Annotated in this window: 13 protein-coding genes; 7 read left to right on the forward strand and 6 right to left on the reverse strand. The window is 68.2% G+C overall.

Going from position 1 to position 13,005, the window contains the following annotated elements:
- Positions 1–2 precede the first annotated feature (2 nt).
- Positions 3–656, reverse strand: coding sequence for a fructose-6-phosphate aldolase (gene fsa / locus IEX25_RS09435; protein WP_103172352.1), 654 nt, complete (start codon positions 654–656; stop codon positions 3–5).
- Between the two features lie 110 nt (positions 657–766).
- Here fsa and IEX25_RS09440 point away from each other — a divergent pair, with 110 nt between their 5' ends.
- On the forward strand, positions 767–2,968 hold the full coding sequence (locus IEX25_RS09440; protein WP_188714907.1) for a primosomal protein N': 2,202 nt from the start codon (positions 767–769) through the stop codon (positions 2,966–2,968).
- 9 nt (positions 2,969–2,977) lie between these two features.
- Here the strand turns inward: IEX25_RS09440 and IEX25_RS09445 are convergent, their stop codons facing one another.
- On the reverse strand, positions 2,978–3,367 hold the full coding sequence (locus IEX25_RS09445; protein WP_188714908.1) for a winged helix-turn-helix transcriptional regulator: 390 nt from the start codon (positions 3,365–3,367) through the stop codon (positions 2,978–2,980).
- An 87-nt stretch (positions 3,368–3,454) separates the two neighbouring features.
- Here IEX25_RS09445 and IEX25_RS09450 point away from each other — a divergent pair, with 87 nt between their 5' ends.
- Positions 3,455–4,198 carry an SDR family oxidoreductase gene (locus IEX25_RS09450; RefSeq protein ID WP_188714909.1) on the forward strand — a complete coding sequence of 248 codons (744 nt, stop codon included), beginning with the start codon at positions 3,455–3,457 and terminating at the stop codon, positions 4,196–4,198.
- 3 nt (positions 4,199–4,201) lie between these two features.
- Here the strand turns inward: IEX25_RS09450 and IEX25_RS09455 are convergent, their stop codons facing one another.
- The 4 genes from IEX25_RS09455 to IEX25_RS09470 all read right to left on the reverse strand — a co-directional run bounded on the left by IEX25_RS09455 (position 4,202) and on the right by IEX25_RS09470 (position 7,192).
- Positions 4,202–5,107, reverse strand: coding sequence for a lytic transglycosylase domain-containing protein (locus IEX25_RS09455; RefSeq protein ID WP_229665124.1), 906 nt, complete (start codon positions 5,105–5,107; stop codon positions 4,202–4,204).
- A 50-nt stretch (positions 5,108–5,157) separates the two neighbouring features.
- Entirely contained in the window at positions 5,158–5,943 is a 786-nt protein-coding gene (locus IEX25_RS09460) for a hypothetical protein (protein WP_188714911.1), read from the reverse strand.
- Positions 5,944–6,056: 113 nt separating this feature from the next.
- On the reverse strand, positions 6,057–6,929 hold the full coding sequence (locus tag IEX25_RS09465; protein ID WP_370463852.1) for a L,D-transpeptidase: 873 nt from the start codon (positions 6,927–6,929) through the stop codon (positions 6,057–6,059).
- Between the two features lie 107 nt (positions 6,930–7,036).
- Complete coding sequence (locus IEX25_RS09470) at positions 7,037–7,192, reverse strand: hypothetical protein (RefSeq protein WP_188714912.1); 156 nt, start codon at positions 7,190–7,192, stop codon at positions 7,037–7,039.
- 70 nt (positions 7,193–7,262) lie between these two features.
- On the opposite strand from IEX25_RS09470, the gene IEX25_RS09475 reads away from it, so the two are divergent.
- The 5 genes from IEX25_RS09475 to dxs are packed head-to-tail and all read left to right on the forward strand — an operon-like array spanning position 7,263 to position 12,893.
- A complete protein-coding gene (locus IEX25_RS09475; protein ID WP_188714913.1) occupies positions 7,263–8,909 on the forward strand; it encodes an MFS transporter in 1,647 nt (548 codons plus the stop codon).
- An 11-nt stretch (positions 8,910–8,920) separates the two neighbouring features.
- Complete coding sequence (locus tag IEX25_RS09480; RefSeq protein WP_188714915.1) at positions 8,921–9,841, forward strand: histone deacetylase family protein; 921 nt, start codon at positions 8,921–8,923, stop codon at positions 9,839–9,841.
- Positions 9,838–10,074 (forward strand): exodeoxyribonuclease VII small subunit, encoded by a 237-nt coding sequence (locus IEX25_RS09485; protein WP_188714917.1) that lies wholly within the window; start codon positions 9,838–9,840, stop codon positions 10,072–10,074. Before IEX25_RS09480 ends, IEX25_RS09485 begins: the two co-directional genes overlap by 4 nt.
- Positions 10,074–10,934, forward strand: coding sequence for a polyprenyl synthetase family protein (locus IEX25_RS09490; RefSeq protein ID WP_188714919.1), 861 nt, complete (start codon positions 10,074–10,076; stop codon positions 10,932–10,934). The genes IEX25_RS09485 and IEX25_RS09490 overlap by 1 nt, the downstream gene beginning before the upstream one ends.
- Before the next feature lie 42 nt (positions 10,935–10,976).
- Positions 10,977–12,893, forward strand: coding sequence for a 1-deoxy-D-xylulose-5-phosphate synthase (gene dxs, locus IEX25_RS09495; RefSeq protein WP_188714921.1), 1,917 nt, complete (start codon positions 10,977–10,979; stop codon positions 12,891–12,893).
- Positions 12,894–13,005: the final 112 nt, after the last annotated feature.

The following is a 13,005-nucleotide window of genomic DNA, read 5'->3' on the forward strand; positions in this document are numbered from 1 at the left end:
GTTCAGCCGATCTTCTGACCGGTCTTGGCCCAGTCGGCAGTGAACTGCTCAAGCCCCTTGTCCGTCAAGACATGCTTTGCCATCGACTTGATGACCGCAGGGGGTGCGGTGATCACGTCGGCGCCGATCTTGCCCACCTCGACGATGTGGTTCACCGACCGGATCGAGGCGGCGAGGATCTGGGTTTCATAGCCATAGTTGTCGTAAATCTCGCGGATGTCGGCGATCAGGTCCACGCCGTCCAGGCCGATGTCGTCCAGCCGGCCCACGAAGGGGCTGATGAAGGTCGCGCCCGCCTTGGCGGCCAGGATCGCTTGGGCTGCGGTGAAGCACAGCGTCACGTTGACCATGTGGCCTTCGTCGGCAAAGGTCCGGCAGGCCTTCAGCCCGTCCCAGGTCAGCGGCACCTTGATGGCGATGTTGGGCGCGATCTGGGCCAGGTGGCGGCCTTCGCGGATCATGTCCTCGGCGCTTTCGGCCACGACCTCGGCGGAAACGGGGCCGCTGACCATCTCGCAGATCTCGCGCGTGACTTCCTCGATGTTGCGGCCGGCCTTCAGGATCAGCGACGGGTTGGTGGTCACGCCATCGACCATGCCCAGTTCGTTCAGTTCGCGGATGGCATCCACATCGGCGGTATCAAGAAAGAATTTCATGGTCCTGCTCCGGTAAGGCGGTTCGCTGGGGTGATAGCGCAAAACCCCGTCCGCCGAAAGGGGCAGGGCGGGCCTTGCAACCGACGCGGGGCGAGGTTTTATCAAGGGCGATGAAAACCCAGCCCGCCTTTTTCGAAGCCCGCGCCCGGATCGGCGTCCTGACGGTCGAGCCGGTGGGCGTGCTGGATTACCTGGCGCCCGAAGGCGGCGTGGCGCAGGGCCAGCTTGTGCAGGTGCCGCTGGGGCCGCGCCGGGTTCTGGGCCTGGTCTGGGGGCCGGGCCTGGGCGATTTCGACCTGGCCAAGCTGCGCCCCGTCGCCCGCGTACTGGATGCCGAGCCTTTCGACGCACGGTTCCTGGACTTCCTGACCCGCGCCGCCGATTACACCCTGACGCCGCTGCCGCTGATGCTGCGCATGGCGACGCGCGCGCCCGACCTGGACCAGCCGCCCGCCGCGCGCCGCGTGATCGTGCCGGGAGGGGCGCCACCGACGCGCATGACCGAGGCGCGGGAACGCGTGATGCAGGTCCTGGCAGATCACGGCGGGGCCAGCTTCGCGCCGTCCGAACTGGCGCAACTTGCCGGGGTCGGCACGGCGGTGGTCAAGGGCCTTGTCACCGCAGGCACCCTGGCCGAGGTTCAGGCCCCGCGCGACCTGCCCTATCCGCCGCTGGATCCCGCGCGCCCCGGCAAGCCGCTGGACGCCGACCAGCAGGCCGCCGCTGACAGCCTGCGCGGGGCAGTGCGGGCGGGCGGCTATGGCACCACCCTGCTGCGCGGGGTGACCGGGTCGGGCAAGACCGAGGTTTACCTGGAAGCTGTTGCCGAATGCCTGGCACAAGGCCGTCAGGCGCTTGTGCTGCTGCCGGAAATCGCGCTTTCGGCCGAATTCCTGGACCGGGTCGAGGCCCGCTTCGGTGCGCGGCCCGGCGAATGGCACAGCGGCATCACCCGCACGGAACGCCGCCGGCTGTGGCACATGGCGGGCAGGGGGCAGGTGGGCCTTGTGGTGGGCGCGCGCTCGGCGTTGTTCCTGCCTTTCCGCGACCTGGGACTGATCGTCGTCGATGAGGAACACGACAGCAGCTACAAGCAGGAAGACGTGGTCTATTACAGCGCCCGCGACATGGCGGTGCTGCGCGCCTCCATCAACGGGGCGCAGGTGGTGCTGGCATCCGCCACGCCGTCCCTGGAAAGCTGGGTAAACGCGGGCATGGGCAAGTATCGGCGGCTGGATCTGCGGTCGCGCTATGGCACGGCGGAACTGCCCGACATGGCCGCCATCGACCTGCGGTCCGAGGAGATGCCCTCGGGCCGCTGGATCTCGCCCTCGCTGGCGGGGGCGGTGGATGCGCGGATCGCCAAGGGGGAACAGTCGCTTTTGTTCCTGAACCGGCGCGGCTTCGCGCCCGTCACGGTCTGCCGGGCCTGCGGCGAACAGATCGCCTGCCACCAATGCGACGCGCGGATGGTGGAACACCGCTTCCAGAACCGCCTGATCTGCCACCAATGCGGCGAAACGCGGCCGATCCCCACCGCCTGCCCATCCTGCAAGGTGGAAGGCAAGCTGGCCCCCATCGGCCCCGGCGTCGAGCGCATCGCCGAGGAGGTCGCGGCCCGCTTTCCCGACGCCAAGGCCACGGTCCTGTCATCCGACCTGTTCCATTCCGCCCGCGCGCTGAAGGACACCATCGCCGAAATCGCGAACGGCGACACCCAGATCATCATCGGCACCCAGATCGTCGCCAAGGGCCACAACTTCCCGCGCCTGTCGCTTGTGGGCGTGATCGACGCCGACCTGGGCCTGCAGGGCGCCGACCTGCGCGCGGCGGAACGGTCCTTCCAGTTGATGCGCCAGGTGGCGGGGCGCGCGGGCCGGATGTCCGGGACCACGCCGGGCCTGGCCCTGCTGCAAACCCATCAGCCCGACCATTCCGTGATCCGCGCGATTCTCTCGGGCGAGGACGAGGCCTTCTGGAACGCCGAGGCCGCAGGCCGCCAAGCCACCGGAATGCCGCCCTTCGGCCGCCTGGCAGGCATCATCCTGTCACACCCCGACCTGGGCGTGGTCAGCGATTTCGCCCGCCACCTGGCTGCCCATGCCGCGCCGCTGGAACGGGCGGGCGCGCAGCTTTGGGGTCCGGTCCCCGCGCCGATCGCGCGCATCCGGGGCCGCCACAGGATGCGGATGCTGGTCCACGCCCCCCGCCAGGCCCCGGTCCAGGCCGCCATCGCGGACTGGCTGGCCCCGCACAAGCCGCCCACGAACCTGCGGCTGTCGGTGGACATCGACCCGCAGAGCTTTCTTTAGGCCCCGTTCTTACGACCGCCTGTCGAAGTCGCGGCGCGCGGCCTCGATCCGGTCCAGATGCGTTTCGGCCCATTGCCAGACGCCGCAGAAGGCCTCGGCCAGACCAAGGCCAAGGTCGGTCAGGCGATAGTCCACGCGCGGCGGGATCACCGGATGGACGGTGCGGGTCAGCAATCCGTCACGCTCCATCTGCCGCAGGGTCTGGGTCAGCATCTTCTGGCTGATGCCCGGCACCGCACGGCCGATGGCGGAAAAGCGCATCTCTCCGCCCTCGGTCAGGGCTTCCAGGATCAGCATGGTCCACTTGTCAGCCACGCGGCCGATCAGTTCATTGACCAGTTGCGTCACGCGCGGATCGATTTCGGCTAGGGGCGGGGATGGCGGCAAGACACTCTCCATCAGGTAAGTATAAATCTTTCCGGTGCCTTCTTCCGAAAGGATACCGGGATGGGCCATATCTAGCCCATCCAACGGAAGGGACAAGCAATGCAGAACAGCGGAAACACCATCCTTCTGACCGGCGGCACCTCGGGGATCGGGCTTGCCCTGGCGCAGCGGTTCCATGCCGCGGGCAACACCGTCATCATCACCGGGCGCCGCGCGGCGCTTCTGGACCAGATCGCCTCCGAACATCCGGGCATGATCGGCCACCCGCTTGACGTGACCGAAGCCGAGGCCGTCCGGGCCTTCGCCGCGCGGATCACGGCGGATCACCCGGCGCTGAACGTCGTGATCCACAACGCCGGGATCATGGTGGCCGAGGAGGTGACCGGCGATTTCCTGAACACGGCCGAGGCGACGGTCGCCACCAACCTGCTGGGCCCGATCCGGCTGACGGCGGCGCTGATGCCGCATCTGCTGGAACAGCCGCGCGCGACGATCATGACGGTGTCGTCGGGCCTGGCCTTCGTGCCGCTGGTGCGGACGCCCACCTATTCGGCCACGAAAGCCGCGATCCATTCCTGGTCGCAATCCCTGCGCGCCCAATTGCGCGATACCGGGATCGAGGTGCTTGAGCTGGCGCCGCCCGCCGTCCAGACCGACCTGATGCCCGGCCATGCCACCGATCCGAACGCCATGCCGCTGGCCGATTTCATCGACGAGGTGATGGGCATCCTGAACCAGGATCCGACGCCGCCCCTGGTCGGGGTCAAGAGGTTGGACTTTCTGAAGAATGCCGAAGCCGAAGGGCGCTATGACCAGGTCTTTGCGCGGCTGAACGGACTGTAGGCCTCAGTTCCTCAGCACGATGCAGCGCCCGCCCAACTGCTTGAGGCGGTTGCAGAAGGCGGCGGCCTCGCGCCGGCTGTCCCATCCGATCTGCGCGGTATAGACGGCCGGGCGCCCCCCGCCGAGGCGCTTGCGCACGTAACCCACCTGCTTGTCGCCCAGGATCGGGCGCAGGCTGCGGTTCAGGCGGGCCACCTGGCTGATGACGCCCGACTGGCTGGGATGGCTGGCCACGATCACGCCCCAGGGAAAGACCTTTGGCTGGGTGATGAATTCGCGCAGCCTGCGTTCGCCCGCCAGCTTCTCGCAAGCCGGGCGAAACGCCAGGTCGGGGTCCAGGGCCAGCTTCAGTTCCTCGGCCGGGGGCGGATTGTCGCGCCAGCGAAGCGCGTCAAACCCGGTGATGGCGGCCACATAGTCCTGCGTTTCATAGGGCAGGCCGCCGTTCTGGCCGATGAAGCGCGCCGCGCGGTTTTCCCCGCCGTTATAGGCCACGGCGGCAAGGCCGATATTGCCGAACATGTTGGTCAGGTGGCGCAGATACCAGGCCGACTTGTGGATCGCCTGCGCCGGGTTCATCGGGTCGTGCAGGTCGTAAAGATCGGCCGTGCCCGGCATGAACTGCGCGATGCCAAGCGCGCCCACGGGACTGATCGCCCCCGGTTCGAACCGGCTTTCCTTCCACAACAGACGGGCCAGGAAGTTGGGGTCCAGCCCGCGTTCGGCGGCATTGCGTTCGATCAGCTTGCAGACATCGGCGGCATAGTGATCCAGGCGGACGCAATCGCGCCCGTCATCGGTGCAGCGCAGCGTTTCCGACTGGCGGGCGGGCGGGCGCCCAGCCACCGCATCGACGGCGGGAAAGGCCTGTGCGGCGGGCGCGGCCAGCATTGCCAGAACCGCAGCCATTCGCCGGAACCATCCTGCGGGAGGGCGGGGGATCGTCATGGCAAGCAGGATCAGGCGACGTCCAGGGGGTCGGGCTTGGTCTTGCCGGCCTTGCCCTTGTTCTTCTTCTTGTCCTTGCCCTTCGGCTTGTCGGCTTTCGCACCGGCCTTGAGGGCGTCCTTCTCTGCCTTGCGGGCTGCCTTCTTTTCGGCCTTCCTCTCTGCCTTGGCGGCGTCCTTTTCAGCCTTGCGGGCGGCTTTGCGGGCTTCCTTCTCGGCCTCTTTCGCGGCCTTGCGGGCCGCCTTGTCCTGGGTCTTGACTGCCGGGGCGGGACTTTCCGGCAGGGATGGGACCGGGGGCGTGGGCTTGACGGGGGCCATGGGCGCGTTGGCAGCCAGCACGGTTTCGGCAGGGACAGCGGCGGCGGGTTTGGCGCCCGCCTTGGCGACGCGGCGCGACCCTGTGCGCAGGTCAGGCTTGCGGACCTCGGCCTTTTCGCGGCCGGCAGGCTTTCTGGCGGGCGAGGCGGGCTTGCGCTTGGCCGGCTTTTCAGGCTTGGGCGCGACGCGTGCGACAGGCGCGACCGTCGGGCTGGCGCTGCCGGATGGGGGGGCGGACTTGCGCTTGCGCCGTTCGCGCCTGGCCCGCCGGATGGCCGCCGTCAGGAGGTCGGCTGCCGCCACCTGGCCGTTTTCGCCCCGCGGTCCCGCCTGCTCGACCGCGGCCTTCAACTCGGCGATCAGCGCGCCCAATGCCCCGTCGTCCAGATGGCCAAGCGCCGCGCCACGGCTTCTGCCGGTCAGGGCCTGCTGTTCCACGGTCAGAAGTTCCTGTTCCAGCTTGCTGTAGTTGGGCATCGCTTCTTCCCTGGGGCGGCGTGATTTCGCGCGAATGTTGCGAAAGATTTTCCGGTTTTGCAATTGGAAAGGCCCCGGTCGAAGCCGGGGCCTTCAAGGGCGATCCGCCCGATTTACTGAACGGCGCTTTCCACCGGGGAGATGGTCGTGACCGGCGCGCTGTAGGGCGTGCTGATGGTCGTGACCGCATAGGGATCGGTCACCATCGAGGTCGCCGGATAGGCGGCCGCCGTCGGGGCCAGCGCCGCGGCGCCGGCCGGAACAGAGGGCTGTCCGGCGGGTTCGACATAGCCTTCGGGGGTCTCGGTCATCGGGCCTTCATAGCGCAGGCTTTCGGCCTGGCTGCGGACATGAACCGTCGTGCCGTTGCTGACCTGGCCGAACAGGTCCATGATGTCCTGGTTGAACAGCCGGATGCAGCCCGCCGAGGTGGCCTTGCCGACCGAGGACGGGTCCATCGTCCCGTGGATCCGGTAATAGGTGTCGCGTCCGCCTTCATACAGATACAAGGCGCGCGGCCCCAGCGGGTTGTGCAGCCCGCCCGACAGCCCGCCCGCGAATTGCGCGTAAAGGTCGGGCTGGGTGCGGATCATGTTGTCGGTCGGCCGCCAGCTTGGCCATGCGGCCTTGCGCGCGATGGTCGCCGTTCCCGCATAGCCCGTGCCCGCCCGGCCCACCGCCACGCCATAGCGCATCGCCTGTCCTCCCGGCTGGACGTGATACAGCACGCGGGCATAGGGATCGACCACGATCGTTCCAGGGGCTTCGGGTCCGTTATAGGGCACCTGCTGGCGCTGGTTCCGTTCGGTCAGATAGGCGGCGCGGATCGCAGGGATCTGGACCGGCTCTCCGTTCGGGCCGGTATCCACGCGCGCTTGATAGGCTTCGGGCACGGAGGGAGTGGCCAGGGTCATCGGCTGGCTGTTGTTCCCACATGCGGCAAGCCCCAGGGCAAGCGCCGTGAACAGGGTGACAAGACGCATCATCATCAACTTCCTTCATGGCATACGGCGTCGCGGAGTCCGCGCCGGCAGCATAAATTTCCTGAAGCACCGCCCATCGCAGGATCGGCGGCGATTCGCATATCGGTTCATCAGCCTGTCACAGGCATCGGCGTCAAGCCTTGCAGCTTGGTCGGGCCGACGGCAATCCCGGCCTTGTGGCGAAAGAGAAGCAGTCTGTTCAAGAATGACTGACGCTGGAACAACTTGTCGTTTGGTTTGGTTTCATCCTCGCCCAGAAGGGCCATCCCAAGACCGCAGATTGCCCCCCGCCGCCCGGCTGGCTAGGCTGCCGCAAAGCCCAGAGCGACCGTTCCAGTGACCGACCAGACAGCATCCCGGCCCCCAACCGCATCCGCCCTTGCCCCGTTCCGACACCGCGATTTCCGCCTGCTGTGGAGCGCGACGCTGGTGTCGAATTTCGGCGGCCTGGTCCAGGCCGTGGGTGCGGCCTGGCTGATGACGCAGCTGACCGACAGCGCCACGCTGATCGCCCTGGTGCAGGCGTCGAACACGCTGCCGATCATGCTTCTGGCGCTGGCGTCGGGGGCGCTTGCCGACATCTTCGACCGCAAGGCGATCCTGATGTTCGCGCAATGCTTCATGGCAGCGGTGTCGCTGGCCTTGGCGATCGTCGCCTGGCAGGGCTGGCTGACGCCCTGGCTGCTGCTGGCCTTCACCTTCCTGATCGGGGCGGGGCAGGCGCTGTACAACCCGCCCTGGCAGGCCAGCATGGGCGATCTTGTGCCGCGGGCGGACCTGCCTGCGGCGGTCACGCTGAACTCGGTCGGCTTCAACCTCATGCGCTCGGTCGGCCCTGCGGCGGGCGGCTTCATCGTCGCGGCCTTCGGGGCGGCTGCGGCGTTCGCGGTGAACGCCGTCAGCTATGTCCCGCTGCTGGGCGCGCTGTTCCGCTGGCGTCCGAACATCGCCCCCCGCACCGCCCCGCGCGAGGAGTTTCTGCCCGCCGTGGCCGCCGGACTGCGCTATGTCTTCCTGTCGCCGAACCTGACCAAGGTGATCGGACGCGCCGCCCTGTTCGGCTTTGCCGCCGTGTCCGTGATGGCGCTGCTGCCGCTGGTGGCCAAGTCCCATCCCGAAGGCGGGTCGATGCTGTTCGGGGGATTGCTGGGCTGCTTCGGCGTCGGCGCCATCGCGGGCGCGGCGCTGAACCCGCGCATCCGGGCGCGTTTCGACAATGAAAACATCGTGCGGGTGGCCTTTGCGGGCTTCGCCCTGTCGGCCATCGTGCTGGGCCAGACGCAGAATGTCTGGCTGCACGCCGTGGCGCTGCTGCCTGCGGGCGCGTCCTGGGTGCTGGCCTTGTCGCTGTTCAACGTGACGGTGCAACTGTCCACGCCGCGCTGGGTCGTGGCCCGCGCGCTGGCCTTGTACCAGACGGCGACCTTTGGCGGCATGGCGGCGGGATCCTGGATCTGGGGCAGCATCGCCGGTGCCTATGGCCTGGGCGATGCCTTGACGGCGGCGGGGATCGTGCTGCTGGTGGGCGCGGTCATCGGGCATTGGTTCCGGGCGCCCGATTTCGGCACTGCCGATCTGGACCCGGTCAACCGCTTCCGCGAACCGGCCCTGCGCATCGACCTGCGCGGTCGGTCGGGTCCGATCATGGTGATGGTGGATTACCAGATCGCCCAGAAGGACGTGCCGGAATTCCTGCGCCTGATGCAGTTGCGCCGCAACATCCGCCGCCGCGACGGGGCGCGGAACTGGGCGCTTCTGCGCGACCTGGAACATCCCGACCAATGGTCGGAAAGCTATCACATCGCCACCTGGGACGAATATGTCCGCCACAACCTGCGCCGCACGAAATCGGACGCGGAGATCACGGTGGCGCTCCGCGCCCTGCACCAGGGCGAGGGCGATCCGCTGGTCCACCGCATGATCGAGCGCGACAGCGTCGGCCCCGAGGATGACCTGCCCCTGATCGGCAAGATGGACGTATAGGAAAGGCCGCCATGACCACAGCCCTGTTCACCCACCCCGACGCCGAACGCCACATCACGCCGCCCGGCCATGCCGAGCAGGTCGCCCGCCAGGCGGCCGTCCTGGACGCGCTTGCCGACCTGCCCCTGGACCGGCGCGAGGCGCCCCGCGCCGACGAGGTCGAGATCCTGCGCTGCCATCCCCAATCCTATCTGGACCGGATCCGGGGCGCGATCCCGGATGAAGGCTGGCAGATGCTGGACGCCGACACCCACCTGTCGCCCGGCAGCCTGGATGCGGCGCTGCGCGGTGCGGGCGGGGCGGTGGCGGCGGTGGACGCAGTGCTGGCGGGCGAGGTCGCCAACGCCTTTGTCGCTATGCGCCCGCCCGGCCATCATGCCGAACGCGAGACGCCGATGGGCTTCTGCATCTTCGGCAATGCCGCCATCGCGGCCATGCGGGCGCTGGATCATCACGGGCTGGACCGCGTGGCGGTGCTGGATTTCGACGTCCACCACGGCAACGGCACGCAGGCCCTGCTGTGGGATGAACGCCGCGCCTTCTTCGCCTCCAGCCACCAGATGCCGCTGTATCCGGGCACGGGGGCGGCGGGCGAACGGGGCGCGCATGGGCAGATGGTGAACGTGCCGCTGCGCCCCGGAACCGACGGGGCGGCGGGGCAGGCGGCCTGGCGCGACATCCTGGCGCGCTGCCGCGATTTTGCGCCGCAGCTTGTGATCGTCTCGGCCGGGTTCGACGCCCATGCGGCCGATCCGCTGGCTCAACTGAACTGGGACGACGACGACTTCGCCGCCATCACCCGCATGATCTGCGACATGGCGGCGGATCTGTCGGCCCCGGTGGTATCCTGCCTGGAAGGTGGCTATGATCTGGACGCCCTGGGCCGGTCAGCCCGCGCCCATGTCCAAGTCCTGCTGGAGGCCCAAGAATGAACGACATCGCGACCATGAGCTTCGAGGAAGCCATGAAGGAGCTGGAGGCCACGGTCGGCAAGCTGGAAACCGGCGACGCGTCCCTGGACGAATCCATCAAGCTTTACGAACGCGGCGCTGCCCTGCGCCAGCATTGCGAGAAACGCCTGCGCGAGGCCGAGGACCGGGTGGAAAAGATCACCCTTGCGGCCAATGGCCGGCCCACGGGGACGGAACCGGCCGAGGGGCTGTGATGCAGTCACGGCTTTCGGCGGTGAAGTCCCAGGTCCAGGCCGCGCTGGACCGGGCGATCGGCGATCTGCCCGGTGGGGAACTGCGCGACGCGATGGCTTATGCCTGCGCGGGCGGCAAGCGGATCCGGGCCTTCCTTGTGATGGAATCGGCGCGCCTGCATGGCGTGCCTGACGATGCCGCGCTGCCGGTGGCGGCGGCGGTCGAGGCGCTGCACGCCTATTCCCTGGTCCATGACGACCTGCCCGCGATGGACGACGACGACCTGCGGCGTGGGCAGCCGACCGTCCATGTGAAATGGTCCGAGGCCACCGCGATCCTTGCGGGCGACGCGCTGCAATCGCTGGCCTTCGGGCTGCTGGCCGATCCTGCTATTGGCGATGCCGCAACGCGCCGGCTGGTCGCGGCCTTTGCGCAGGCCGTGGGCGGGGCGGGGATGGTCTGGGGACAGGCCCTGGACATCAAGGCGGAAACGGCCGTCACGCCGCTGACGCTGGACCAGATCACCCGGCTGCAGGGCGGCAAGACCGGCGCGCTGATCCGCTTTGCCGCCATCGCCGGACCGCTAATCGCGGATGCCGACCCGGCGCCCCTGGCAGCCTACGCCGAGGCGCTTGGGCTGGCCTTCCAAATCGCCGACGACATCCTAGACGTGACCGGAAACGAAGATGTGACCGGCAAGCGCGTGGGCAAGGACGCGTCGGCGGGCAAGGCCACTTTCGTGTCCCTGCTGGGCCTTGACGGCGCGCGGGCCGAGGCTGCGCGGCTGGTCGCGGATGCCGATGCAGCCCTTGCGCCCTATGGCGAGAACGCTGCAAACTTGCGCCAATTGGCGCGTTTCGTTATCGAACGCGACACCTGAACGACGCCCGCCCCTGCAATCTTTCGCCCGAAGGGCCAGCCGATGACCGACCTGACCAAGACGCCGATCCTCGACCGGGTCACGCTGCCCTCGGACATGAAGTCGCTCAGCGACCGTGAACTGCATCAGTTGGCGGACGAATTGCGGTCCGAAACCATCAGCGCGGTCAGCGTCACCGGCGGTCACCTGGGCGCGGGCCTGGGGGTGGTGGAACTGACCGTGGCGCTGCACGCGGTCTTCGACACGCCGCGCGACAAGATCATCTGGGACGTGGGCCACCAGTGCTATCCCCACAAGATCCTGACCGGCCGGCGCGACCGCATCCGCACGCTGCGGATGGGCGGCGGGCTGGCGGGGTTCACGAAACGCGCCGAAAGCCCCTATGACCCCTTCGGCGCGGGCCATTCCTCGACCTCGATCTCGGCGGCGCTTGGCTTTGCGGTGGCGCGCGACCTGGGCGGCGATCCGGGCGACGCCATCGCGGTGATCGGCGACGGCGCCATGAGCGCGGGCATGGCCTTCGAGGCGCTGAACAACGCAGGCCACCTGGGCAAGCGGCTGATCGTCATCCTGAACGACAACGAGATGTCCATCGCCCCGCCGGTGGGGGCGCTGTCGTCCTATCTGACCAGCCTTTACACGCGCGGCCCGTTCCAGGACCTGAAGGCCGCCGCCAAGGGCGCCGTGGGCCTGTTGCCGCCGCCTTTCCAGGAAGGCGCGCGCCGGGCCAAGGAAATGCTGAAGGGCATGACCATCGGCGGCACCTTGTTCGAGGAACTGGGCTTTTCCTATGTCGGCCCGGTCGATGGGCATGACCTCGACCAGCTTCTGCCCTTGCTGCGCACGGTGAAGTCGCGGGCCACCGGGCCGGTGCTGATCCATGCCGTCACGAAAAAGGGCAAGGGCTATGCCCCGGCGGAAAACGCCGCCGACCGGGGCCATGCGACGGGCAAGTTCGACATGGTGACGGGCGTTCAGGCCAAGGCCAAGTCGAACGCGCCCAGCTACACGGCGGTCTTCGCCAAGGCCCTGATCGACGAGGCCGGGCGCGACGACAGGATCGTCGGCATCACCGCCGCCATGCCGGACGGCACGGGTCTGAAGCAGTTCGCCGAACGCTTTCCGCGCCGGACCTTCGACGTGGGCATCGCCGAACAGCACGCGGTCACCTTCGCGGCGGGTCTGGCTGCGGGCGGCATGAAGCCTTTCTGCGCGATCTATTCGACCTTCCTGCAGCGCGGCTATGACCAGGTGGTCCATGACGTGGCGGTCCAGAACCTGCCCGTCCGCTTTGCCATCGACCGCGCCGGACTGGTGGGCCAGGACGGGCCGACCCATGCGGGCGCCTATGACATCGCCTTCCTGGCGAACCTGCCCGGCATGGTGGTGATGGCCGCCGCGGACGAGGCCGAACTGATGCACATGGTCGCCACCGCCGCCGCCCATGACAGCGGCCCCATCGCCTTCCGCTTTCCGCGCGGCGAGGGGACGGGGGTCGAGATGCCGGAACGCGGCCAGGTGCTGGAGATCGGCAAGGGCCGCATCGTCCAGCAGGGCAAGGGCGTCGCGATCCTGTCCTTTGGCACCCGCCTGTCCGAGGCGCAGAAGGCCTGCGAATCGCTGGGCGCGCGCGGCATCACGCCCACGATTGCCGATGCCCGGTTCGCCAAGCCCCTGGACCGCGACCTGATCCTGCGGCTGGCGGCCAGCCATGACGCGCTGATCACGCTGGAGGAAGGCGCGGTCGGCGGCTTTGGCAGCCATGTCGCGCAATTGCTGGCCGATGAAGGCGTCTTCGACCGGGGCCTGCGCTTCCGGTCGATGGTCCTGCCTGACCGCTTCGTCGATCACGACGCGCCTTATGCGATGTATGACACCTCGGCGCTGAACGCCGCCCATATCGAGGCGAAGGTGCTGGAGGTCATGGGCGTGGCGCAACTGGCGGGCAAGTCCGCCTGATCATCCTGCCTGCAAGGCGGGCAGCCTGCCAAATCCCAAGGCAGCAGGCGGGATTCTTGCTGCATTGCAGCATGATCTGACTGAATACCGGAAAGCATCGGGTGTATGATGG

Origin of the sequence: Paracoccus acridae (genome assembly GCF_014642735.1) — a bacterium.
GTDB lineage: Bacteria > Pseudomonadota > Alphaproteobacteria > Rhodobacterales > Rhodobacteraceae > Paracoccus > Paracoccus acridae.